The following is a 23,828-nucleotide window of genomic DNA, read 5'->3' on the forward strand; positions in this document are numbered from 1 at the left end:
GCCTCAGGTTTCCGAGCGATCGGTCGGTGGCGGCGCCGGAGGACGATCGCCAGGGCCCGTCGGCACCTGAATCCACCCCCTCCGGCGGCGCCTGTCCCGGTCGCTACACCGCCGCCAGGGCCCGGACCCGCGGTGCGACGGTCTCCATGAAGTCGGCGACGCCGGTGGTGTAGTCGGGGAAGGACAACACGCTGCGGTCGACGTCGGCCTCGCGCTCGAGATCGTGCAGGTACGCCGCGACCCGGTCGTAGGAGCCCACGAGATGCGGATGGAACAGGCAGGAACCGGTGACGACCGCGGCCCGCGTCGGGTGGTCGAACGCGACGTCGAGTGTCTGGTTGCGCTCCTGGGTCTGGATCTTCGCCGACATCCCGGTCGGATCGCCGGCCGCGGCACTCCGCAGCCCTTCGGCTGCTTCGACGTCGGTGTCGTTGGCGAACGACTGCACCATCGCGACCGCCTCGGCGTCGGTGGGCGCGGTGATGATCCCGTAGAGGGCGGCGGTGCCGACGGTCCGGCCCGCCCTCGATGCCACGGTGACCAGGTCGGTGCGGGCCTTCGCGACCTGATCGAAGTCGCCGAGCACGAAGTTCACATCGGCGCGATTGGCGGCGGCCTCGATGGAACGCGGTGACTGGCCAGGGATGATCACCGTCACCCCGTGGCGAGGCGTCGGTTGCACCAGACAGTCGTCGAGCGCGAAGTGTTCGCTGTGATAGGTCAATCGTCCTGTCTCCCACAGGGATCGCAGAATGTGCACGTACTCGTCGACGTAGCCGTAGCGCTTGCTGGGGTAGTCGTCGCCCGGCCACAGGCCCATCTGCGCGTATTCGCTGCGATTCCAGCCGGCGACGATGTTGATGCCGAATCGGCCGTTGCTGGCGTCGTCGTAGGTGGCGGCGATCCGAGCGGTCATCGCGGGATGGACCGACGGCGCGCCGACCGAACCCCAGACCTTGATCGTGGAGGTCGCGCCGATCAGGGGGCCGATGACCGCGAGCGGATCCTGGGCGTAATCCCAGAACCCGGTCCCTTCGGAGCCGTACCCGCGGAACTTCGACATGGACAGGACGAACTCATAGCCGGTGCGCTCGGCCTCTGTCGCAATCGTGCGGTTCAACTCGTAGCTCGGCATGTACTGCGGCGAGGCCTTGGACAGGATGTAGCCGTTGTTGACGGTGGGCAGGAAGACGCCGTATTTCATCTGCAACTCCAGGGTGCGGGACGTCGAAGAGATCGCTCGAGCGGTCTGGGAAGACGGTAGGAACGCGGTGTTTCGTCGGGTGTCTCGACGAGGTAAACGTGTTTTGCGCCGGTCGATACCCTTGTTGACCTGCTCAGGTGTGCAATCCTGTCTCGTGAGGAACGAGGATCTGCCTGCCGAGCAGGTGCGGCTAACGGGTGGCGGTTCGGTCGGCGACCACCGGCGGGTCGGAGGCCAGGCCGAGCGGCTCGGTCACGAACGAGGCGCGGTCCGAACGGTACTGGTCGAAGGACACCTGCAGCGGATGGCCGTCGGCGCCGGCGAACACCTGGGTGCGGCACAGCACCGGTGAGTTCTCGGTGATCCCGAGGAGCACGCTCGTCCGTGCGTCGGCCGCAGCGGCTGTCACCTCGGTCACCACCGTGGTCATCGGGGTCCGGAAGTGCGACGCCGACAACGAAGCCATGCTGATCGGGCCGGTGTACTCGCCGAAGTCGTAGGTGACGTCCCGGGAGAAATATGCGGTCCGTATCCCGATCACCTCGCCGCGGCGCCGGAACAGCACGTCGAGAAGCCGGACGGACCGGTCCTCGGTCTCGAGGCGGGATCGGAGGAAGGCGGTCGCGGGCACGGTGCGCTGATCGATGATCTGGAGCGAGATCTCGGGACCCTGCCAGGACCTGTCGACGGTGTCGGCGATCTCGAGCCGCGCGTGGCGGGCGTGAACGATCGTGCCCAGCCGAGGCCTACGGACCAGCAGGCCCTCGTCGGCGAGCGAACGAAGTGCGAGGCGGACGGTTCCGCGGCTCGCGCCGAGTTCGCTGACGAGGGCATCTTCGGCGAGTTGGGCCGATTCGGGCAGGTGACCCGCCCGGATCGATGCGGCGAGCATGTCGCGGACCCACCTGACCGAGGAATGCCGGCCGTTCGCCGACCCGCCGTGCATGCGGGGATGGCGGGAGATCTCAGCGGGGGTGGCCATGCGGGAGACCCTAGGAGCTGTTTGCTACGCAAACGTTTCAGTTGGTTTGCGACGCTTCGCCGGTCTGCCGGGAGTGCCGCGCGGGTGGCCAGTAGGTTCTTCAGACATGACGCTCGATGCCGATCAGCTGCGGACCCGACTCGCCGACACCCGGTGGCACCGGATCGAGGTGGTCGAGGCCACCGGATCGACCAATGCCGATCTCGTCGAGCGTGCCGCCACCGAGCCGGTCGGCGGGACGGTGCGGATCACCACCGACCAGACCGCCGGGCGGGGGCGTCATGCGCGGACGTGGACGGCGCCGGCGGGCACCCAACTCGCGATGTCGGCGGCCGTCGACGTCGGTGACCACACCGAGGACCTCGGGTGGCTGTCGCTGCTCGCAGGTCTGGCCGCCGTGCAGGGCATCGGCGAGGCGATGGGATTGCGGCCGACGCTCAAGTGGCCCAACGACGTTCTCGTCGGCGGCAAGAAGGTCGCGGGCATCCTGTCGGAGTACACGCGCACCGACCACACGCAGAAGAGGTCCGGGGGCATCGCCGTCATCGGAACGGGACTCAACACGACGATCCCCCAGGATCAGCTGCCCGTCCCGACGGCGACGTCGCTCCGTGTGGCCACCGGCCGCGACGTGCCGCTGACCGACCTCGCGGCGTCGTATCTCCGGGCGCTGTCGGACCTGCTCGACCTGTGGCCCCACGACCTCGACGGACTCGCCGCGCGTTACCGGGAGAGCAGCGACACCATCGGCCGCCGCGTGCGCCTGGTCCTGCCCGGCGACTCCGAGGTCGTCGGCACGGCAACCGGCTTCGATCCTGCGGGCCGGATCATCATCGACGCCGACGGGCGTCAGGTGGTCGCCGCGGCCGGCGACGTGACGCACCTGCGCGCGGAGTAGCGCGCCTGACTCAGTGCTGCAGGCTCTTCATGCCCATGGCGGGGATGATCGTCAGTGGCGGCAGACCGATCACCAGGTGCAGGATCGCGGTCTCGATGCCCACCGAGGTCTGCTGATAGGTGAGGATCGGGATCAGCACCGCCGCCACCAGCAGCAGTGCCACGATCCAGCGATAGAACTGGTTCGGCGACGGCGTGATCAGCTGCAGCACGTACCAGAGGGCGCCGGCAGCCAGTGCACACACGAATCCGACGACACCGAACCAGATCTCGCTGGCCGCGACCGGGTTCCACACACCGAGCTTGCCCGACTCGTTCACCTTCTCGATGAACGCGGCGATGATCCAGGCGACGAGCCAGGCGGCCAGGCCGGTGACCACGCCGGTCATCACGACGCCGCCGGCGAACATGACCGGATTGATGTCGGGGCCGCGGCGGGGCTTGGGCGGGCGTGGCTGCTCGTACGCGCCGTGCGCGTTCTGTGCGTACGGGTCGGCCGCATAGGGGTCTGCTGCGTACGGGTCTGCCTGATAGGGGTCGTTGTGCTGGCTGTAGGCCCGGGAGTCGGGGTTGTAACCGGACTCGTAGCGGGCGGTCCGCGGGTCACGGGGATCCTGGTAGCTCATGGCGTTCTCCTCGCCGACCGGGTCATCGAGCCTTGTGGTCGGATCTGATGTCGGTGCGCTGACGTGCTCGCAGTGCACGGACGACGGTCGATCGGTCCTGTGCTTGGCAGTCTACTCAGCGTGCACGGCTCGCCTGCGATGTCGGCCGGGCGCGTTTTCGCGGGTCGACCCCGGTGGGGCCGGTGCCGATTATGCTGAGCCGCATGGCTTACCCGCGGGAGAATCTGGCAGCAGGGGAGCGTGTCGTCCTCCACCGGCATCCCCACTGGAAATGCCTGCTCGGTCCCTTCCTGTTGTTCGGCATCATCACCGCCGCGGCCGGCGTCCTGATCGGTGTGATCACCTCGTCCTCGGTGGACGCCACACCGCGGACGGTGTTGCTCGTCGTCGTGGGCGTGGTCTGGGCGGCGGGCTTCTGCTGGTACTTCGTGAGGCCTCTGATGTCGTGGAAGACAACGCATTTCGTTCTCACGGACCGTCGGGTGATGTTCCGCAACGGAATTCTGACCCGCTCGGGAATCGACATCCCGATCCGCCGGATCAACACCGTGGAGTTCCGGCACGGCCCCATCGACCGGATGTTGCGCACCGGCACGCTGGTCATCGAATCGGCATCGGACGAGCCGCTGTCCTTCGACGACATCCCCCAGGTGGAGAAGGTGCACGCGTTGCTGTACCACGAGGTGCTCGACATCCACGACGACGAGGACCGTCTCCACGATCCCTACCCGCGCGAGCGCGACCCGCGCGACGGTTACGGGGAAACCGCAGGTGGCGCGCGTGATGGCGACCGTCACGAGGTGCGCGGGGCGCGTGAGCGATGACCAGGGTCCTGCTTGCCGAAGACGACGCCGCGATCGCCGAACCGCTGGCGCGGGCACTGTCGCGTGAGGGCTACGGGTGCGAGGTCGTGACGACGGGCGCCGAGGCGCTCGAGAAAGCGCTCGACACCCGCTACGAGCTGCTGATCCTGGACCTGGGACTGCCGGTGCTCGACGGTCTGGAGGTGTGCCGGCGGGTGCGTGCCCAGCGTCCGGCGCTGGCGGTGCTGATGCTGACGGCGCGCACCGACGAGGTCGACTTCGTCGTCGGACTGGACGCGGGAGCCGATGACTACGTCGGCAAACCGTTCCGTCTCGCCGAACTCCTGGCGCGGGTGCGCGCGCTGCTGCGCCGTCGCCAGCCCGGCGACGTCGTCCTCGAAGGCGGTTCGCTGCGTCTCGACGCCCGGGCCCGCCGGGTGCTCGTCAGCGGCCGTGATCTCACCCTGGCGAACCGGGAGTTCGACCTCCTGAGGTTCTTGATGGAGCGGGCCGGTGAGGTCGTCTCGCGCGAGGAGATCCTCACCGAGGTGTGGGGATCGGCCGACCTGCGGTCCTCGAAGACCCTCGACATGCACATCTCCTGGTTGCGCCGCAAGATCGGCGACGACCGTCACGACCGCGCGCGCCACATCGTGACGGTGCGCGGCGTCGGTTTCCGGTTCGACCCGTAGGCAGCCATGCGTCAACGCCTGCTCCTCACGATGATCACCGTTCTGCTGGCGGTCGGGGCCCTGCTCGGCATCCCGCTCAGTGTCATCGCCTGGTGGTGGGTCGCCGACAACGCGCATCAAGACCTCGACAACCGGCTGAAGGTGATCGCCGATCAACTCATCCGTCAGGAAGGTGCTGACGGACGTATACCGCCCGAGGCCCTCGACCGCGCTGCGTTCGAGCTGCTGCTGCCCCCGGACGGACGTCTCACCGTGACCTACCCCGACCTCACCGGCTTCGAGCACCGCACGGTGGTCGGGGCCGAGATCGGCGGTCCCAGGGTCTCGGAATCCATCGCGCTGGGCGGAGCGGGCACCCTGACCCTGTCGATACCGCGGGAAGGGGTCCGAAACGACCAGGCGACCGCCGCCGCCATCGTCGCCAGCGTCGTCATGGCGTCGATCATCGGTGGGGCGGTGGTGGCGACGGTGTCCGCGGGCCGCATCGTCGATCCCCTCACCGACCTCGCCGACCGTGCCGCGACGATGGGCAGGGGCGACTTCCGTACCAAGTGGAAGATGTACGGCATCACCGAACTCGACCGGGTCTCGCGAGCGCTCGCCGATGCCAACACCGAGCTCGCTTTGCGACTCGAACGCGAACGGGAGGTGGCCGGCGACGCGTCGCATCAACTGCGCAGCCGACTCACCGCCATACAGTTGCGCCTCGAGGAGCTGACCCTGCACGACGACCCGGCGGTGGTCACCGAAGCCGAGGCCGCGCTCGACCAGGTCGAGCGCCTCTCGACCGAACTCGACGAGCTGGTCGCGGCAGCGCGCGCCGACGAGGCCTCCCCGGAGTTCATCGACGTCACCGAGATGCTGACCACTCTGGTCGGCGACTTCCGGCACGCCTTCGAGGCGCAGGGGCGGGAGCTGAGCGTGTCCTTCGACGGTGCGCCGCATGCCCTCACCTCGAAGCCGGGCCGGCTGCGGGAAGCGGTCAGCGTGCTCGTCGACAACGCGCTGCACCACGGCCGGGGGACCTGCCGGATCCAGGTCGGCACCCTGCCGGCCGGCGACCTGGTGCGCATCACGGTCTCCGACGAGGGTGACGGGGTCGCCGACGAGATCGCGGCACACATCTTCCGACGGGGATTCTCGGCGAGCCTGCGGTCCGGCACCGGCCGGAGCGGAGTCGGGTTGTCGCTGGCGCGGGCGCTCATCGAGTCCGACGGCGGCCGTCTGGAGCTCACGCACCGCAGGCCCCCGGTGTTCGCGATCGTGGTGCCGGCACGCCTGGTCAGCGGTGGTGGGAGCTTCGCGGGGAGCGATCCCGGTTCACTGGAACCCGGGGCCGACGACGACACCGGCCCGAACCCCGAGATCAGGCGTGACCGAGTTCCTCATCGTTGAGCTCGGCGAGCGAGGGATGCAGGTCGGTGGACCCGGCGTCGCCCCCGCGGAGCTGTTGCTCGGGGAACGCGAACTTGCGCAGCGCCCAGAACCGGAAGGCCATCTGCATCAGGTTTCCGATGACGTAGCCGAGGACGAAGTCGACGACGACGACCTCGGACACCGTCAGGTTGGACCGCATGTCGAAGATGTTGTTGCCCACGAACAGCGGCGCGGCCTGCAGGATGACGCCGAACCCGCTGATGAGGAAGAACAACAGCGCCTCGTGATGGCGTTCCCGGCCGCCCCGGTTCTTGAAGGCCCACTCCCGGTTGAGGATGTAACTCAGGATCGTGGCCAGCACGCCGGCGATGATCTTGGCGATCACCGGCTTCGGCTCGAGGACGGTGAGGCTCAGACTGTAGAAAATCGCGAGGTCGAAGATGAACGTGGTGCCGCCCACCATCGCGAACTTGATCAGTTCGTGGTGCCGCATCACGAGCCGGGTCATCGGCGCTGGGAGGCGAGCGATCAGCTCGTCGATCATCGGCACAAGATCCGAGTGTACGAAACACAGCGCCGGAGTCACTTCCCGGGCGGTTGTGCGGATGACGCCGGGGGCATGCCACGATGGTTCGCGTGAATCCAAGCGAGCAGGCCGGAGGCGCTGGTCCCGCCACGCCTGAGCCCGGTTCCGGAGTGCCGCCGGTACCCGAGGCGGGGCGGGCGGGTCGGTCGTCGGGTATGCCGACCGTCACCATGATCGGCGGCGGTCAGCTGGCGCGGATGACGCACCAGGCCGCGATCGCACTCGGACAGGGTCTGCGGGTACTGGCGGCGTCGGAGTCGGACCCGGCCGCGCAGGTCAGCGCCGACATCGTCCTGGGTTCCCACGACGACCTCGACGATCTGCGTCGCGCGGCGGCGGGTTCGGCCGCACTGACCTTCGACCACGAAGGCGTGCCACTGCACCATCTCCAGGCGCTCGAGGCGGAGGGTGTGGCGGTGCTCCCGCCTTCCCGGGCCCTGCGTTTCGCGCAGGACAAGTTCGCGATGCGGACGCGGCTGGGCGAGCTGGGTCTGCCGGTGCCCGACTTCGCCGACCTCGCCGGTGATCGTGGCGCGGCCCGCGAGCGTCTCGTCGCGTTCGGTGAGGCCAACGACTGGCACATCGTCATCAAGGCGGTGCGCGGCGGCTACGACGGACGCGGTGTGTGGCTGGTCGACGGCGCCGACGAGGCCCTGACCGTCTTCGACGCCTACCCCGTCGACGCCCCGGCGCTGCTCGCCGAGCAGAAGGTGCCGATGCGTCGTGAACTCTCGGCGATGGTGGCGCGGTCACCGTTCGGCCAGGGCGCTGCGTGGCCCGTGGTCGAGACCGTCCAGCGCAACGGCCAGTGCGCCGTGGTCCTGGCGCCGGCGCCCGGCCTCGACGCCGAGGTGGCCGAGCGTGCCCAGCAGATGGCGTTGCGACTGGCCGACGAGCTGGGCGTCGTCGGTGTGATGGCGATGGAACTCTTCGAGACCGTCGACGGCGAGCTTGTCGTCAACGAACTCGCGATGCGCCCGCACAACAGCGGGCACTGGACGATGAACGGCGCCGTCACCTCCCAGTTCGAGCAACACCTGCGCGCAGTCCTCGACTACCCCCTCGGCAGCACCGCGCCGACTGCACCGCTGACGGTGATGGCCAACATCCTTGGCGCTCCGGATGCCCCGGAGATGTCGATGGACGAACGGCTGCATCATCTGATGGCGCGCATGCCCGACGCCAAGGTGCATCTGTACGGCAAGGGCGAACGTCGTGACCGCAAGATCGGGCACGTCAATGTCGTCGGCCGCGAAGGTGATTCGGTCGAGACGGTGCGCGAGCGTGCCGAACGGGCCGCGCAGTGGATGTCGCAGGCGAACTGGACCGACGGATGGGACGAACACTCATGAGTGAGACCGGCACCGAGATCAAGGGGCCGCGTGTCGGCCTGATCATGGGCAGCGATTCCGACTGGCCGACGATGAAGGCGGCCGCCGAGGCGCTCGCCGAGTTCGACGTCCCGTTCCAGGTGGGCGTCGTCTCGGCACACCGCACCCCACAGCGAATGCTCGACTACGCGTCCGGGGCTGCCGGCCACGGTATCGAGGTGATCATCGCGGGAGCCGGTGGCGCAGCACATCTTCCGGGCATGGTGGCTTCTGCGACGCCGCTGCCTGTCATCGGTGTGCCGGTACCGCTGCGGCACCTCGACGGTCTCGATTCGCTGCTGTCGATCGTGCAGATGCCCGCGGGCGTGCCCGTCGCGACCGTGTCGGTCGGCGGTGCCCGCAACGCGGGACTGCTCGCCGTACGCATCCTCGCATCGTCGGACCCGGCACTGCGGGCGCGCATGGTCGAGTTCCAGAAGGGGCTCGAACAGATGGTCCTGGACAAGGATTCGGCGCTCCAGCAGGAACTGCTCGGCGAATAACCCGCCCCCGCCGGTGATTCAGACGACCGGTGCCAGCCCGAGTTTCTCGGCGAAGAACGCGAGTACCTGATCGTAGGCCTCGCGGGTGGGCTGGCCGGGCTCGTCGCGAAGGTCCTCGGTCAGCACCGAATGCGGCTGCGGGAACATCGAATCCGGATTGGCCGTGTCGTCGGGGAGCTCGATCCCGATGAACGCGTCGCCGAGAAGGTCGGCGAGATAGGCGAATCGGGAGGCAGGGGCCAGCCGATCGCCCTGGAAACGCAGGCCCATCACCTGCAGGCCGCGGGCGCAGCGCGCCTGGACCAGAGCGAGGTCGGGCTTGCTGACGTCGATGGAACGTGCGCGGCCGGGCAGCACGGCGAAGGGCAGTGACGGCTGCGACAGCACCGGCGCCAGCATCCGCTCGTCGGTGGCCATCGCCAGAGCGAACCCGCCGGTGAAGCACATGCCCACCGCACCCACCCCCGGGCCGCCGCATCGGTCGTGTTCGTGCGCCGCCAGGGCGCGCAGCCACGATGCGACCGGCGAGGTCTTTCCCGTTGCGAGAATGGTGAACTCGCGGGTGATGCAGGTCTTGGCGATGGTTCCGAGCATGTTGGTGACCGCGCCCAGGTTCCCGAGATTGTCCGGCCGCGGATCCCGGCCGTCGACACCGAACAGCGACGGCATCACCGCGGTGGCCCCGATACTCGCGACGCGCCGCGCCACGTCGGCGACCTTCGGGCTGATGCCGGGCATCTCGGCGATGACGATGACGGCGGGGCCGGTGCCCGTGCGGTGGACGCGCCGCGTCCGACCGCACAGGGTCACGTCCTCGGCGGTGAAGTCGTCGAGCGGATCGTCGGCCATGGTGTGGTCCTTCGGGGTGAGATCGTCGGTGTCGTGTGGGCGGCGACTAGTCCTTGCGGAGCGTGCCGAGCAGTGCGGATTCGAACAGCCGCGCCGGGATCTTGGCACCGGGCGCCAGGTCGGGGGAGTCCGACGGTACGACGCGGGGACCGGTCACGCGGTAGTGCTGGTTCTTGCGGATCAGCCCGAAGTGGCCTGCGGCCTGCACGTTACGGACCCAGTCGGTGTTCCGGCCATAGGTGAGGATGATGGTGAGCCGGTCACCGTCGACCCAGGCGAACACCGGGATCCGATAGGCCTTGCCGGACTTGCGGCCGACATGTTCGACGATCGCGAAGGGGGCCAGATGAGGCGCCCACGTTCGCTGGATCGGGTTGGTGACGACCTTGTTGAAACGGGCCAGTGCGTCGGGCAGTCGCATGTCCCCACTGTGCCCGATCGAACCCGATCGTGCAGGTCATGCCCGGGATTGCACGAGCGGGCGACGACAACGCCGACAAGAGGACGGGCTCACGAGAGGACGGACTCAGGAGAGGACGGGCTCACGAGAGGACGGGTTCAGGAGAGGACGAGGCCGGCCTTCTCCACCTCGGCGAGTGCGGCCACCCGCTCGGGCGTCGCGCCGGTGACGTGCACGAGGCTGCCGCCGACGATGAGTGGTGCGAGCAGATGTGCGATCACGCCGTCGGCGGTCCGCCAGGGACGTGTCGACACCACCCGTGCGCCCGGCGCGATCCCGTCGCGCTCGGCCGCCGCACGGGCCGCCGAGATCACCGACGCCGTCGGCTGACCCGCGAGCGCGTCGGCGGCGCGGGCGCGGGACACGAACTGATCGCCGTGGACGCGCACGACGCTCCCGTAGTCGCCGACACCGGGCGGCAGGTCACGCAACGGCAGCGCGAACGGATCCAGCGAGGCCACCACGACCTCGTCGGCGTCGGCGTGGTCGTCGAGACGCTCGCGGGTCGTGAAGACGACACCGGGGTCGGCGTCGCCGCCGGCATCGAGATGGACGTCGGCGCCCGCCCACAGCGCGCCGAGCAGGATGCCCGCCGTCTGCCAGTGCTCGGGCAGGTCCACGACGACGACGTCGCCGCCGGTCACACCGATCTCGTCGATCAGGTAGTTGCCGGTCTTGGCCGCCCAGTTGCCGAGCGTGGCCCCCGACAGCTCGGTGCGTTCACCGGTTCCGTCGTCGTAGTAGGTGAGCAGTGGCCGCGAATGGTCGGCCACCGCGGCGAAGACCGCGTCGGTGACGGTGTTCGGGTTGTTCAGTTCACGCACATCGGCCCCTTGGTACCCGCGGTGATCGGCGGTCGCTTGTTGCCCACGCGTTCGCTGGCCGGGGTGTTGTCGGTCTGGTCGCCGGTGTCGCTGATCGAACCCGCTCCCGAGTAGGTGTTGGTGAGGACCACCTTGAGCTGGTCGTCGGCGAGCGCCGGATCGGCGACGATCTCCGCGCCGCCGAGGTCCTTGGCGAGAAGTCGTGCGGCGTCGCCGATCTCCTTGGCGTACACGATGGAATCCTTGGTGTCGGCCTTGCCGCTCGACGTGGCGTCGATCTGGAAACCCTTGTTGGTCAGGATGTTCGCCACATTCGACGCCAGGCCGTCGATGGTGCCCGCATTGACGACGTCCACCTTGTAATCGCCACGCTGCACGCCCTCGGACTTCTTGGGCGCCAGCAGATCATTGGTGAACGCCTGCACCGCACGGGGTTCCACCTCGACGACGCTCTGCAGGCCGTCTTCGCTCCAGCCCTGCTCGGTGACGATCGGGATGGTGGCGAATTTCACCCGTCCGCCGCTGAGATCCTTGAGCTGGCCGGCGAAGTTGATCACATCCCAGTTGTCGTCGATGACCACCGAACGCGACACCGCATCCTGCAACTCCGACAACTTGCCGGGATCGGCAAGGGTGTTGGCGGAGAGGATCTTCTGGGTCAACGACGCCATGAACGCCTGCTGGCGGGTGATGCGGTCGAGGTCGCCGCGGGGGAGGCCGTGACGCTGGCGGACGAAGCTGAGGGCCTTGGGGCCGTCGAGAGTCTGCGATCCGGCCCGGAACCGCGCACCGCTGTAGGGATCACGGACGGGATTGTTGAGGCAGACGTCGATGCCGCCGACCGCGTCGGTCAGCAACACGAAGCCCAACAGACCGACCTCGGCGTAGTGGTCGACATCGACACCGGTCAGTCGTGCGACGGTGTCCACCAACGCCTTCCGGCCGGCGAGCGTGCCTTCCTTCTCCGCCTGTTCCTCGGACTCGCCGGACTCCACCGCTGCGGCGCGGACCCCTTCGCGGGTGGTGCCGTAGGCGGCGTTGATCTTGCTCATGCCGATCCCCGGCACGTCGACGTAGGAGTCGCGGGGAATCGAGATCGCCGTCGCCGACGATCCGTCGTCGGGGATGCGGATCAGCAGGATCGTGTCGGTGTTGGTCGCGACCTCCTCGCCGGACCGCAGGAGCTTGAGCTCCTTCGGGGACAACGGCTTGCCCTTGGCGTCGGTACGCGAGTCGGTGCCCACCAGGAGGATGTCCACGGCACCGTCCCCGGCGCCGCCCAGACCGAGTCCGCCGAGCTGGGTGATGCGGTTCTCGAGGTCGGACATCGTGTTCCACGCGTAGCCCGTGCACAGCAGGACCGCCACCGACGCGACGGCGACGAGCGCACGACCCCACCCGGCGTTCTGCGCCCAACCGAGCCTGCCCCGCGCACCGGTGGCCGGCGGCGGCGTGACGGGTGAGGACGACACCTCCGGCGTGACATCACCGACGGCGGACACCGGCCCGGCCGCAGCGGCCTTCGGTCGCCCGGTCTTCGATGAGCTGTTCTTCGATGAGCCGGCCTTCGGTGAGCCGGGCTTCGGTGGTCGCGGTGCCTTCGGGGACTGCGCGGCGTTCGGGGGCTGCGCAGCCTTCGGGGCTTTCTTCTTCGGGGCGGACCCGGGGGAGGGCGCGGGGGTCGTGGGTTCACCGGCGTCGCCGGCGACAGGCCTGGACCGGCGCGGAGCCGGATCGCCCGAACGCTTGCGGGCACGGTCCTCGGGCACCGACCGGGTGTGGATCTCACCCGAGGAGCGCCGGACCGGGCGCGGCTCGCCCCCGCGGCGCGGTCGCGCGGGGATGGGTTCCACCGACTCCGGTGTCGCACGACGGCGGTCGGGATCTCGGAGGTCCGGGTTTCTGCGGTCTGGGTTCCTGCGGTCTGGGTTCAGGGAGTCACGGGTTCGGCGATCCGGGATCTGGCGGCTCGGGTCGCGGCGTCCGGTGTGCGGCGGCGGTACCCGTCGTGACGGTTCCGGCGAGGCCCGGCGACGGGTGCGCGGCGGCTCGTCACCACGGCGTTCGGCCTCGGCACCACGGGCACGGCGTTCGGCCTCGGCACCACGGGCACGGCGTTCGTCCGCTTCCGGTCGCGGTGCTCGCCGCCTCGGCGGGGGAGCGCCCGGATCGCCCGGTGCGGGGTTGGGTCCCCAGGGGCGCCGACCGCGGGGATCGGGTCCACCATCACGCTCGGGGTCCGCCTGACGCCGTCGAGCGTCGGGCTCCTGACCACGGCGCGCACCCGGCGCCGGGTGCCGGCCGTCCGCCCCCGGCGGTACCGCTCGCCGTGGGTGCGGGCGTCCGCGCGCGCCGTCGGATGGTGAATCCACTGGTGAGCGGTCCCTTTCAAGGTTGTCGTCACGTCGCCCCGACGCAGGCACGCCCCAGGGGGAACGCCTGTTGATGCCGGTGCAGATGTGAAAGCCGGGTCAGTTGATGTTCGCTGTCGCCAGGCTACTGAAGTGATTCCCGAATTCGAGAACGCAACGCCGGGGACACGGGTCGTCATCATCACGTGTCTTCGGCGCCGAAGCGGCGGTGGCGCCCGGTATGGACCGGTATGGACTCGTGGGCCGGACGGTGCTGCGGCACGATGGACCCCATGCGTGTCACGCCCAACACCCCCACCGTGTACATCGTCGGCGCCGGCGGTCAGCTCGGCACCGCACTGCAGGCGAGATCGGAGCAGGCACCGGACTCCCTCGTCGGGCGCCCGCTGACCTCGGCCGACGTCGACATCGCCGACGCGACCTCGGTGGCCGCCGCACTCGGCGACCTCGACGCCGACGACATCGTCGTCAACTGTGCCGCCTACACCGACGTCGACGGCGCCGAGACCGACGCCGAAGGTGCGCATCGGGTCAACGTCACCGGTCCCGCCGTCCTCGCGGCGCACACCGCCGCCGCCGGGGCCTGGCTGATCCACATCTCCACCGACTATGTGTTCCCGGGCACGCCCGAAGACTCGCGTGACGCCGACACCTCCGGCGACGACGCCGGGTACCAACCCGACGATGTGAGCGGTGAACCGGCGACCGTCTACGGCGCCACCAAACTCGAGGGCGAGCGCGTCGCGCTGGCCACCGACCCGCGCACCACCGTCGTGCGGACGGCCTGGGTCTACACCGGCGGTCCCGACAGTCGCGACTTCGTGGGGACGATGCGGCGCCTCGAGCAGTCGCGGGAGACGGTGTCGGTCGTCGACGACCAGCTCGGATCACCCACCTACTGCCACGATCTCGCCGACGGACTGTGGGAACTGATCGGCGCGGGTCCGCGGCCCGAGGTGACCGGCGCGGTCCTGCACGCAACCAACGCGGGCAGCGCCACCTGGTTCGACGTCGCGCGCGGGGTCTTCGAGGAGGTCGGTGCCGACCCCGGGCGAGTCCTGCCCACCACGACGGCGCAGTTCCCGCGCCCGGCGCCCCGACCGGCGTACTCGGTGTTGTCCGGACGATCCTGGGCGGCCGCGGGCCTCACCCCGTTGCGCGGATGGCGCCCCGCGCTGCATGCGGCGATCGCCGCGTCGGACGCCCAGGACGGTTCGTTACCCTGAGCGGCGTGTCTGTTCAGCCAGCCGTCGTGACGGTGACGTATTTCTCCGGTGAGCACCTCGCGACCTTCCTGCGGAGCCTCGCCGAGGTCACCGACGTCATGCCGCAGGTCATCATCGCCGACAACGGGTCGGAGGACGGCGCGCCGGAACTGGCCGAACAGCAGTACGACGCCGTGACGCTCGTCCGCACGGGCGGCAACATCGGCTACGGCGGTGCGATGAATCGCGGTGTCGCCGAAGTGGATCCCGACGTCGAATTCGTTCTCATCTCCAACCCCGACGTGGAGTGGAAGCCGGGCGCGATCGAGGAGTTGCTGGCCGCCGCGCAGCGCTGGCCGCGAGCGGGCTCCCTCGGCCCGCTGATCCGTGAACCCGACGGCTCGGTCTATCCGTCCGCGCGGCGGGTTCCCGACCTGATCTCGGGCACCGGCCACGCCATCCTCGGCACGGTGTGGAAGTCCAACCCGTGGACCGCCGCATACCGCGCCGACGACCAGGCGCCGTCGGAACGGCCCGTCGGTTGGCTGTCCGGATCGTGCCTGCTGGTCCGGCGCGAGGCGTTCGACGCGGTCGGCGGATTCGACGCCCGGTACTTCATGTACATGGAGGACGTCGACCTCGGTGACCGCCTCGGCAAGGCCGGGTGGCAGAACATCTACGTGCCCTCCGCGGAGGTCGTCCACACCAAGGGACACAGCGCCGGCCGTCATCCGGAGAAGATGCTGCCCGCGCACCACCGCAGCGCCTACCGGTTCCAGGCCGACCGCAACCCCGGAATATGGCGCGCGCCACTGCGTGTGGCGTTGCGTGTCGGGTTGGCCGTGCGTTCCCGACTCGCGGTCCGTGCCGCGCGCCGGGCGTCGGCGAGCGGAAACCCCTGATGAGTGCTGAAGTGAGTACCAGTCATTTGAGGAAAGGGACCGATCTAGTGGATCACTACACCGTGCGAGAGTCGGTGGGGACAGAGTCTGTCGGGGGATCGGACGACATCCAGGAGGGCGTCGAGGCCGTCATCCTCGTCGGTGGCAAGGGCACCCGGTTACGTCCGCTCACACTGTCGGCGCCCAAGCCGATGCTGCCGACTGCGGGCCTGCCCTTCCTCACCCATCTGCTCTCCCGGATCCGCGCCGCCGGTATCCGCGACATCACCCTGAGCACGTCCTTCAAGGCCGAGGTGTTCAGCGAGTACTACGGCGACGGCTCCAAGCTGGGCTTGCGGATGCGGTACGTGACCGAGGACGAGCCGCTGGGTACCGGCGGCGGTATCCGCAACGTCCTCGACGGACTGACCGCCGACACGGTCGTGGTGTTCAACGGCGACGTACTCGGCGGCACCGACGTGCGCGACGTCGTCAACGCACACCGCGCCGCCGACGCCGACGTCACCATCCACCTGGTGCGCGTCAGCGACCCGCGCGCATTCGGTTGTGTGCCGACCGACGGCGACGGCCGGGTCACCGCCTTCCTGGAGAAGACCCAGGATCCGCCGACCGACCAGATCAACGCCGGCACCTACGTGTTCAAACGCGAGATCATCGAGTCCATCCCGGCGGGCATGCCCGTCTCGGTGGAACGCGAGGTGTTCCCGCGCCTGCTCGTCGAGGGCAAACATGTGCACGGGCACGTCGACCACGCCTACTGGCGCGACATGGGCACCCCGGAGGACTTCGTCCGTGGGTCCGCCGACCTCGTGCGCGGGATCGCCCCGTCACCGGCGCTCGGCGACCGTCGCGGCGAGTCGCTGGTCCACGAGGGTGCCGGTGTGGGCCCGGGTGCGCTGCTGATCGGCGGCACCGTCGTCGGCCGCGGCGCAGAGGTCGGACCCCGCGCGCGACTCGACGGCGCAGTGGTCTTCGACGGCGCCGTGATCGAGGCGGGTGCCGTGGTCGAACGCTCCATCATCGGGTTCGGTGCCCGCATCGGACCCCGCGCCCTCATCCGGGACACCGTGATCGGAGACGGCGCCGACATCGGGGCCCGCTGCGAACTGCTGCGCGGCGCCCGTGTCTGGCCGGGCATCGAGATCCCCGACAACGGGATCCGCTTCTCCACCGACGTCTGAGGTCGGCGGGGTCAACCGGCGAACGTCCGGGTCGACCGGTAAGACGACGGGCTCAACCCCGGGAGCGTCAGCGGACCTTGGCGGCGGCGAGCACCCCGGGACCCAGCGGGATCATGACCGGCAGCAGACGCTCGTCATCGGCGATGAGCAACGCCGCCTCCCGGGCGGCGGCCGTCGGCGGTTCGGTCCTCGACGGGTCGCCCACCGTGCCGTCCGCGGTGGCGTTGTGCACGATCACCACTCCGCCCGGGCGCAGCATGCGGACGGCCTCGGTGACGAACCGCGGGAGGTCGAGCAGCGGGCCGTCGATGAACACCAGGTCGTAGGACGAGTCCGAGAGACGGGGGAGGACGTCGATGGGGGTGCCGTTGATGAGTCGGGCCCGACCCGGCGCGATCTCGGCCCCGGCGAACGACGCGCGCGCGGCCCGATGGTGTTCGGGCTCGGGATCGATGGTGGTCAGGACGCCGTCGGCGGCCATCCCGTTGAGCAACCACAGACCACTGACACCGGTGCCGGTGCCGATCTCGGCGACGGCACGGGCATCGGCGGTGCGGGCGAGCAGTGCCAGCAGCGCACCCACTGCGGGACTGACTGGCTCGGTGCCCAGCTCCTCGGCGCGGGCCCGGGCGGCGAGGACGGCGTCGTCCTCCACGATGGCCGCTTCGGCGTAGGCGATCAGGTCGGGGCTGCCGGACGGGGTTGACTCGGTCACGCGTCGAGGTTAGTCCGCGGCCAACGCGATGGCGGCCCCGGCACGCCGACCTGCGTGGATCCGTGGGGCGCCGAAGGGGAAACGTTCGTCCCACGCAACGCCACTGCATCCTCAGGCAACACTCAGGCGTCTCATACGGCGGCCACACTCCGATAGGAGAGGGTTGGTGCTGTCCGGTCGGGAGTGTTTCCGGTAGGTCGGTGTGGATGCCCGGCCGATCGGGAATACCCACCCGGAATGAGCTGTTCGTTTCGGTGAGTGCTCTGGGTCACCGGGCTGTGTTTTCCACGAGAGGAACCGACCACCGACCATGACCGATTCCCACGATTCCACCGACGCCGTGCCCGCCGTTCCGGCGGGCACCGCAGGTTTTGACGCCACCGGCGACGAACTGCTCATGCCGTCCTGGGATGAACTGGTGCGCGAGCACGCCGACCGCGTCTACCGCCTGGCCTATCGCCTGTCGGGGAATCAGCACGACGCCGAGGACCTCACCCAGGAGACCTTCATCCGTGTCTTCCGGTCGCTGTCGAACTACCGGCCCGGCACCTTCGAGGGCTGGTTGCACCGCATCACCACCAACCTGTTCCTCGACATGGTCCGCCGCCGCAGCAAGATCCGCATGGAGGCCCTTCCCGAGGAGTACGACCGCGTCCCGTCCGACACCCCGGATCCCCAGCAGATCTTCGACGCCACCAACCTCGACCCCGATCTGCAGCGCGCGCTCGGGTCGCTGGCGCCGGACTTCCGTGCCGCCGTCGTCCTGTGCGACATCGAAGGACTGTCCTACGAAGAGATCTCCGCGACACTCGGCGTCAAGTTGGGTACGGTGCGCAGCCGTATCCACCGGGGCAGGCAGAGCATCCGTGACGCACTGGCTGCCCAGGGGCACACCAGCGTCCGGTCGGTCGCCATCGGCGCCGACGCCTGACGTCGGGAACCCTGCGCCGACGCTCTTCGTTGTCGATCTCGGATAAGCTGAGTCGTTGCGTCGTCAACCACCGGAGATCCCCGAAGGCCACGAATCGACGTGCGCATCGCGGATCGGGCGGCGGCAGCACACGCGGCCGATGGGTAACGTGGCAGGCGCAACTACTGGCGATGACCGACTACTGGCGATGACATCGTGCGACGGCCACGTCGTGGAGAGGGGTGAACGACGATGATGGACGGCGATCGCGGGCGTCCGACCCGGGGCGGCGGTATCGAGCCCCCGACTCCCAACCTTCGTCGCCGACGGTCCTCGTGGAATCCGAACACGTGGAGTCCGGCGCCGTCGTCATTTCTCACCAACCGCAGCTATCGCGCACCGGGAACCGCCGGTGGACGCGGTTTCGCACCCACCGAGCACCTGGCCCCGGAAGCGGTGGCCGCATTCGTCGACGGTGAACTCGGCATGTCAGCGCACGCCCGCGCCTCCCACCACCTGGCGCTGTGCCCGGAGTGTGTGGCCGCGGTCGACGCGCAGACCCTCGCCCGAACCCGCCTGCGCGAGTCGGGTTGTGTGTCCATCCCCGCGTCGTTGCTCGGTCAGCTCTCCCAGATCCCCACCCGCGAGATCGATCTCGGGGCCGACACCCCGGGTGCCCGTGACCCGCACGCTCGTGAACCGGGGTCGGACACACCCACCGATGGCATCCCCGGCGCGCGCGACGCGATGCGCCCGCCCCGCAACCCGCTCGACCGGGATTCGGGACGTGGCCGCACCTTCCGTCGTCGGGGCCGGTGAACGTGACCGACGATCCCCGGTCGCGCGACGAGAACTCCACCGCGCGGAATCCCGAAGGCGCCGACGCGCAGTTCGCGCACCGCGCCGAACCCCCACAGACAGAACGACTCACCCCCGGCCAGGGCCGGTCGCACTCGCCCGTGTCGCCGTCGACCGCGCAGGTCTTCGGCCGGCCGTCGGGCGTGCGCGGTTCGTTCGCGACCACCGCGAGCAGTCACCGTGCGCCCGAACCACTCATCGCCGACCCGGATCCGGTGCTGGCCGAGGCCTTCGGCCGCCCGGAGGGTTCCACCGACACCCTGCAGCGCGACCCGCTCGCGACCTACGGGCAGGCCGAGGAGCCTGCCCGCCCGGCCGACCCGTGGCGCGACCCCGAGAGTCCCGCCAGGCTCGTCGAGCCGGCACTGACCACCCCATCGGCAGCCGCGCCGACCCAGCCGGGAGGCAAGCTCGGGGTCCGAGACATCTTGTTGGGCAACCGCATCAGCTGGGCGGCGCTGGCCACCCTCGCGGTGATCGCGCTGCTCATCGCCCTCGTCGGCGGACTGATGGGGCGCTACACCGCCGAGGTCGCCGCGCCGCTCACCAGCGACACCGTCGAGTTGTCCACCGACGACACCGCCGGGGACACCGGTCCGCGCTCGTCGGTCGCAGAGGTGGCCCGTACGGTCGAGAAGTCGGTCGTGGCCATCGACGTACGCGCCGCCGGCGCGTACGCGACGGGGTCGGGATTCATCATCGACAAAGCGGGCTACATCCTCACCAACAACCACGTGATCTCGATGGCGGCCAACGACAAGAACGCCAAACTCGAGGTCGTCTTCTTCGACCGACAGCGGGTGCCGGCGCGGATCGTCGGACGTGACCCCAAGACCGACCTCGCCGTACTCAAGGTCGACAACGTCAAGAATCCGACCGTGTCGGTCCTCGGCAGCTCCGGTGATCTGCAGATCGGCGAGGAGGTCATCGCGTTCGGTTCGCCCCTGGGCCTGAACCGCACCGTCACCAGCGGCATCGTCAGCGCCACCGACCGGGCCGTCGCGCTCACGCCGGACGCCGAGTCCGACACCGACGCGGTCATCGACGCCATCCAGACCGACGCCGCGATCAACCCGGGCAATTCGGGCGGACCCCTGGTCAACGCCGAGGCCAAGGTCGTCGGCATCAACACCGCCGGCAGGCTCGGTGCCGGGGGCGGTTCCATCGGCCTGGGCTTCGCGATCCCGATCGACGAGGCCAAGCCCGTCGTGGAGTCGCTGATCCGCAACGGCAAGGTCAACCATGCACAGATCGGTGTGAACGCGAGCTCGGTGCGCAACGAGAAGGTCCTCGGCGCCCAGGTGCGCAACGTGGTGGCCGGCAGCCCGGCCGAACGGGCCGGGATCCGGGAGAACGATGTGATCACCTCGTTCAACAAGCGCACCATCGAGAGCGCCGACGAGTTGAATGTCGCGATCCGGACCGCCAAGATCGGTGAAGAGGTCCCGTTCCAGTACTGGCGGGCGGGCCGTACGTTCTCCGGCACCATCACGCCGGCGAGCGACTGAGTCTCCCACCTACAGATCGGGACGAGAGCAGGATGTTCAGCAGCATCGGATGGGGCGAGATCGCGATCCTGGTGGTCGCGGCCCTGGTCATCCTCGGTCCCGACCGTCTACCGGGTGCCGTGTCGTGGACCATGCAGTCGGTCCGTAAGGCCCGTGACTACGCGACCGGTGCCACCAATCAGCTCAAGGACGAACTCGGCCCGGATTTCGAGGACCTGCGCAAGCCGCTCTCCGACCTCAACGAACTCCGCGGGATGACGCCGCGGTCGATCGTCACCAAACACCTGCTGGACGGCGACGACTCGCTGTTCCGCCTGGGGGAGAACGCGACGACCGTGGACCGCAGCACCACACCTGCGGCCCCCGAGATCAAGCCGGTGTCGGCGCCGCTCTCCTTCGACAAACCGGGTACCACCCCGTCCGCGTCCGGATCGTCCACGCCCGCATCGGCAGCGGGGTCGGTCGACGGCGCGCGGGGCGCGGGGCGCCGGCCGAGCGCCGCCGACTGGGATGCGACCTGACGTCGCTGCAGCGGATACTGCGCGGGCCGGATACCGAGCGGTCAGGTCAGGAGTGCCGGACGGTGTCGAGTCCGAGGCTCATCCCGGCGAGTCCGCGTTTGCGCACGGCGAGTTTCGCCGCGATCGCCCGCAGCGCCGACCCCGCAGGTGATTCGGGAGCCGACAGGACCACCGGCACACCGGCGTCGCCGCCTTCACGCAGCGCGGTCTCCAGCGGTACCTGACCGAGCAGTTCGACGGGCGCGCCGACGGCGCGGGTCAGGCGCTCGGCGACCACCTGACCGCCGCCGGAACCGAACGGTTCCATCCGGCTGCCGTCGGGGAGCTCGAGCCACGACATGTTCTCCACGACGCCCAGGATCTTCTGCCGTGTCTGCAGGGCGATCGCACCGGCACGTTCGGCGACCTCGGCGGCCGCCTGCTGCGGGGTGGTGACGACCAGGATCTCGGCGCCGGGGATCAGCTGGGCGATGGAGATCGCCACGTCGCCGGTGCCGGGCGGCAGGTCGAGGAGCAGGACGTCGAGGTCACCCCAGTAGACGTCGGCGAGGAACTGCTGCAGCGCGCGGTGCAGCATCGGCCCGCGCCAGGTCACCGGGGTGTTGCCGTCGGTGAACTGGCCGATCGAGATGAAGCGCACCCCGTGGTTGCTGGGCGGCATGATCATCCGCTCGACCTGGGTGGGCTTGGCATCGCTGCCGAGCATCCGTGGAATCGAATGTCCGTAGATGTCGGCGTCGAGGACGCCGACGGCGAGTCCGCGTTCGGCGAGCGCGGTGGCCAGGTTGACCGTCACACTCGACTTGCCCACGCCGCCCTTGCCGGAGGCGACCGCGTACACGCGGGTCAGCGATCCCGGCTGCGCGAACGGGATCACCGGCTCGGCCTTGTCGCCGCGGAGCTTCTTGCGCAGCTCGGTGCGCTGCTCGTCGTCCATGACGTCGAGCTCGACGCGTACTGCGCCGACCCCGGCGACATCGGCGACAGCGGTCTCCACCCGTTGGGCGATCTCGGTGCGCATGGGGCAGCTCGACGTCGTCAGGTACACCCCGACGTCGACGCTCGCGTCGTCGTTGACCGTGACCGACTTGACCATCCCGATGTCGGTGATGGGTTTGCCGATCTCCGGATCCTTGACCTTGCCCAGAGCGGCGCGAACTGCCGATTCCGTGGGCGCGACTCCTGTTGTCATTCGATCCAGACTACCGACGGCGCAGAAAGACTCCGGTGGTGGTCCCGGGCTCGCGCGATCAGCGCACGGGCACCGGCGTGGTCGTCGACCCGGGGCGGTTCGGGGCGGCTTGCGCCGGCGGCGTCTGTTTCGGACCCGGCGCCTGCTTCTTGGTCGGGGGCGGCGCCGGCTGACCGGGCAGCGGGATCGACGGGAAACAGATGATGACGCAGGTCTGGGTGGGTGGTGCGGGCCTGCTCGTCGACGAGGACGAGGACGACGAGGATCCCGAGGGCGGCGTGGAGGGCTTGCTCGGTTTGCTGGGACTGCTGCGCGAGGCCTTGCGCTTCATCTCGGGGATGGGGTTGGTCGGCATCACGCCGGTGGCGTAGGCGCCTGCCCACCCGAGGACGTTCGACACGTACTCCATGGACCGGTTGTAGCGGAGTACCGCCGAGACCCGCGTGCGCTCGTTCATGATGTCGGTGACGCCGGCGCAGAGGTAGCGCCCGGCCGAGTAGGTCGCGTCGAAGATGTTGTTGGGGTCGGGCTTTCCGTCGCCGTTGGCGTCGGAACCCCATCCGGCCCAGGTGCTGGGGATGAACTGCATCGGGCCCATCGCGCGGTCGTGTCCGGGGTCGCCGTCGATGCGGCCACCGTCGGTGTCCTTGATCACCGCGTTGCCTGCGAGGGAGCCGTCGAGAACCGGCCCGGCGATCGGGTTGATCGTCGTGCCGTACTGGTCGACCGAACCGTTGCTCGCGTGGTTGGACTCGATGCGGCCGATACCGGCCAGCAGGAACCAGGGCAGCTTGCACTGCGGACTCTCGGCCGCCACCCGATTCGCGGCGAGCTTGTATGCCTGCAGGACCATGCCGGGGATGCCGAGGGGACCCGACGGCAGATCGCTCGCGAGCCGGAACTGCGGCGCGGGCAGGCGCGCGGCGGGTTTCTCCGGCGGCGGGGCGAAGCCGAGGAGTGCCACCGGCGCGCCGCGGACGACGTCGGCGACGATCACCGGTGCCTCGGGTTCGGGAGTGGGGGAGGCGAGACCTCCGCCGTGTGCACTCGAGGTCGCCGTTCCCAGCACCATCGCGCCGACAAGTGCGCCGCCGACCACGACGGTGGCCGTGCGCCGCGGGAAGGAAATCCGACGCCTGGGACCCCGTCTGCGTCCCACGAGGCGCAGCGGGCTCACCGCTGCCCACCACGGGGTCCGCGGTGGCGTGCCACCAGATTCTCGCCCGATACCGACTGCCCGATCACATGTACTCCGTTGTCAACACTGTCACCACGCACTTTTGCCCCCGAC

General features: G+C 69.4%; 24 protein-coding genes. 13 read left to right on the forward strand and 11 right to left on the reverse strand.

Annotation, left to right across the window (positions count from 1 at the left end; translation table 11 throughout):
* Positions 1-103 precede the first annotated feature (103 nt).
* Together H1R19_RS08930 and H1R19_RS08935 are read right to left on the reverse strand one after the other, a co-directional pair.
* On the reverse strand, positions 104-1,204 hold the full coding sequence (locus tag H1R19_RS08930; RefSeq protein WP_219851239.1) for an LLM class flavin-dependent oxidoreductase: 1,101 nt from the start codon (positions 1,202-1,204) through the stop codon (positions 104-106).
* Positions 1,205-1,394: 190 nt separating this feature from the next.
* Positions 1,395-2,186: a GntR family transcriptional regulator gene (locus H1R19_RS08935; RefSeq protein WP_188331521.1), complete on the reverse strand. Its 792-nt coding sequence runs from the start codon at positions 2,184-2,186 to the stop codon at positions 1,395-1,397.
* Between the two features lie 106 nt (positions 2,187-2,292).
* On the opposite strand from H1R19_RS08935, the gene H1R19_RS08940 reads away from it, so the two are divergent.
* Positions 2,293-3,084: a biotin--[acetyl-CoA-carboxylase] ligase gene (locus H1R19_RS08940; protein WP_219851240.1), complete on the forward strand. Its 792-nt coding sequence runs from the start codon at positions 2,293-2,295 to the stop codon at positions 3,082-3,084.
* 10 nt (positions 3,085-3,094) lie between these two features.
* Here the strand turns inward: H1R19_RS08940 and H1R19_RS08945 are convergent, their stop codons facing one another.
* Positions 3,095-3,709 (reverse strand): hypothetical protein, encoded by a 615-nt coding sequence (locus H1R19_RS08945; RefSeq protein ID WP_219851241.1) that lies wholly within the window; start codon positions 3,707-3,709, stop codon positions 3,095-3,097.
* Between the two features lie 203 nt (positions 3,710-3,912).
* Between H1R19_RS08945 and H1R19_RS08950 the strand changes: the two genes are divergently transcribed.
* From H1R19_RS08950 to H1R19_RS08960, 3 genes are read left to right on the forward strand one after another with little or no spacing between them, the layout of a single operon-like run.
* Positions 3,913-4,533 carry a PH domain-containing protein gene (locus H1R19_RS08950; protein WP_244970922.1) on the forward strand — a complete coding sequence of 207 codons (621 nt, stop codon included), beginning with the start codon at positions 3,913-3,915 and terminating at the stop codon, positions 4,531-4,533.
* The gene (locus tag H1R19_RS08955; RefSeq protein WP_188331517.1) at positions 4,530-5,204 is read left to right on the forward strand and encodes a response regulator transcription factor; all 675 of its coding nucleotides are present in this window, start codon (positions 4,530-4,532) and stop codon (positions 5,202-5,204) included. The genes H1R19_RS08950 and H1R19_RS08955 overlap by 4 nt, the downstream gene beginning before the upstream one ends.
* 6 nt (positions 5,205-5,210) lie before the next feature.
* Positions 5,211-6,599, forward strand: a complete 1,389-nt coding sequence (locus H1R19_RS08960) for an ATP-binding protein (protein WP_188331516.1) — start codon at positions 5,211-5,213, stop codon at positions 6,597-6,599.
* Here the strand turns inward: H1R19_RS08960 and H1R19_RS08965 are convergent.
* Positions 6,571-7,131: a GtrA family protein gene (locus H1R19_RS08965; protein ID WP_188331515.1), complete on the reverse strand. Its 561-nt coding sequence runs from the start codon at positions 7,129-7,131 to the stop codon at positions 6,571-6,573. The genes H1R19_RS08960 and H1R19_RS08965 overlap by 29 nt on opposite strands.
* A gap of 191 nt (positions 7,132-7,322) precedes the next feature.
* Between H1R19_RS08965 and H1R19_RS08970 the strand changes: the two genes are divergently transcribed.
* Together H1R19_RS08970 and purE are read left to right on the forward strand one after the other, a co-directional pair.
* Positions 7,323-8,519: a 5-(carboxyamino)imidazole ribonucleotide synthase gene (locus tag H1R19_RS08970; protein ID WP_188331514.1), complete on the forward strand. Its 1,197-nt coding sequence runs from the start codon at positions 7,323-7,325 to the stop codon at positions 8,517-8,519.
* The gene (gene purE, locus H1R19_RS08975) at positions 8,516-9,040 is read left to right on the forward strand and encodes a 5-(carboxyamino)imidazole ribonucleotide mutase (RefSeq protein ID WP_188331513.1); all 525 of its coding nucleotides are present in this window, start codon (positions 8,516-8,518) and stop codon (positions 9,038-9,040) included. The genes H1R19_RS08970 and purE overlap by 4 nt, the downstream gene beginning before the upstream one ends.
* Before the next feature lie 18 nt (positions 9,041-9,058).
* Here purE and H1R19_RS08980 read toward each other — a convergent pair whose 3' ends face one another.
* The 4 genes from H1R19_RS08980 to H1R19_RS08995 all read right to left on the reverse strand — a co-directional run bounded on the left by H1R19_RS08980 (position 9,059) and on the right by H1R19_RS08995 (position 13,026).
* Complete coding sequence (locus tag H1R19_RS08980) at positions 9,059-9,889, reverse strand: dienelactone hydrolase family protein (RefSeq protein ID WP_188331512.1); 831 nt, start codon at positions 9,887-9,889, stop codon at positions 9,059-9,061.
* Positions 9,890-9,935: 46 nt separating this feature from the next.
* A complete protein-coding gene (locus H1R19_RS08985) occupies positions 9,936-10,310 on the reverse strand; it encodes a nitroreductase family deazaflavin-dependent oxidoreductase (RefSeq protein WP_188331511.1) in 375 nt (124 codons plus the stop codon).
* A gap of 137 nt (positions 10,311-10,447) precedes the next feature.
* Positions 10,448-11,173 (reverse strand): TIGR03089 family protein, encoded by a 726-nt coding sequence (locus H1R19_RS08990; protein WP_188331510.1) that lies wholly within the window; start codon positions 11,171-11,173, stop codon positions 10,448-10,450.
* The gene (locus H1R19_RS08995; RefSeq protein ID WP_219851243.1) at positions 11,161-13,026 is read right to left on the reverse strand and encodes an LCP family protein; all 1,866 of its coding nucleotides are present in this window, start codon (positions 13,024-13,026) and stop codon (positions 11,161-11,163) included. Before H1R19_RS08995 ends, H1R19_RS08990 begins: the two co-directional genes overlap by 13 nt.
* Positions 13,027-13,808: 782 nt before the next feature.
* Here H1R19_RS08995 and rfbD point away from each other — a divergent pair.
* The 3 genes from rfbD to manB are packed head-to-tail and all read left to right on the forward strand — an operon-like array spanning position 13,809 to position 16,833.
* The gene (gene rfbD, locus H1R19_RS09000; RefSeq protein WP_188331508.1) at positions 13,809-14,771 is read left to right on the forward strand and encodes a dTDP-4-dehydrorhamnose reductase; all 963 of its coding nucleotides are present in this window, start codon (positions 13,809-13,811) and stop codon (positions 14,769-14,771) included.
* Positions 14,772-14,776: 5 nt separating this feature from the next.
* On the forward strand, positions 14,777-15,652 hold the full coding sequence (locus H1R19_RS09005) for a glycosyltransferase family 2 protein (RefSeq protein ID WP_244970924.1): 876 nt from the start codon (positions 14,777-14,779) through the stop codon (positions 15,650-15,652).
* A gap of 47 nt (positions 15,653-15,699) precedes the next feature.
* On the forward strand, positions 15,700-16,833 hold the full coding sequence (manB, locus tag H1R19_RS09010) for a mannose-1-phosphate guanylyltransferase (protein WP_188331506.1): 1,134 nt from the start codon (positions 15,700-15,702) through the stop codon (positions 16,831-16,833).
* 67 nt (positions 16,834-16,900) lie between these two features.
* Here the strand turns inward: manB and H1R19_RS09015 are convergent, their stop codons facing one another.
* Entirely contained in the window at positions 16,901-17,548 is a 648-nt protein-coding gene (locus H1R19_RS09015) for an O-methyltransferase (protein WP_188331505.1), read from the reverse strand.
* A 310-nt stretch (positions 17,549-17,858) separates the two neighbouring features.
* On the opposite strand from H1R19_RS09015, the gene sigE reads away from it, so the two are divergent.
* From sigE to tatB, 4 genes are all read left to right on the forward strand, one after another.
* A complete protein-coding gene (sigE, locus tag H1R19_RS09020; RefSeq protein ID WP_188331504.1) occupies positions 17,859-18,479 on the forward strand; it encodes an RNA polymerase sigma factor SigE in 621 nt (206 codons plus the stop codon).
* A 231-nt stretch (positions 18,480-18,710) separates the two neighbouring features.
* The gene (locus H1R19_RS09025; protein ID WP_219851244.1) at positions 18,711-19,277 is read left to right on the forward strand and encodes a hypothetical protein; all 567 of its coding nucleotides are present in this window, start codon (positions 18,711-18,713) and stop codon (positions 19,275-19,277) included.
* Positions 19,278-19,279: 2 nt separating this feature from the next.
* Positions 19,280-20,824 (forward strand): S1C family serine protease, encoded by a 1,545-nt coding sequence (locus tag H1R19_RS09030; protein WP_219851245.1) that lies wholly within the window; start codon positions 19,280-19,282, stop codon positions 20,822-20,824.
* Between the two features lie 32 nt (positions 20,825-20,856).
* Positions 20,857-21,345: a Sec-independent protein translocase protein TatB gene (gene tatB, locus H1R19_RS09035; RefSeq protein WP_188331501.1), complete on the forward strand. Its 489-nt coding sequence runs from the start codon at positions 20,857-20,859 to the stop codon at positions 21,343-21,345.
* 46 nt (positions 21,346-21,391) lie between these two features.
* Here tatB and H1R19_RS09040 read toward each other — a convergent pair whose 3' ends face one another.
* Positions 21,392-22,537, reverse strand: coding sequence for an Mrp/NBP35 family ATP-binding protein (locus H1R19_RS09040; protein WP_219851246.1), 1,146 nt, complete (start codon positions 22,535-22,537; stop codon positions 21,392-21,394).
* Between the two features lie 58 nt (positions 22,538-22,595).
* Positions 22,596-23,714: a lytic transglycosylase domain-containing protein gene (locus tag H1R19_RS09045; protein WP_219851247.1), complete on the reverse strand. Its 1,119-nt coding sequence runs from the start codon at positions 23,712-23,714 to the stop codon at positions 22,596-22,598.
* Positions 23,715-23,828: the final 114 nt, after the last annotated feature.

Source organism: Gordonia jinghuaiqii (assembly GCF_014041935.1).
Classification (GTDB): domain Bacteria; phylum Actinomycetota; class Actinomycetes; order Mycobacteriales; family Mycobacteriaceae; genus Gordonia; species Gordonia jinghuaiqii.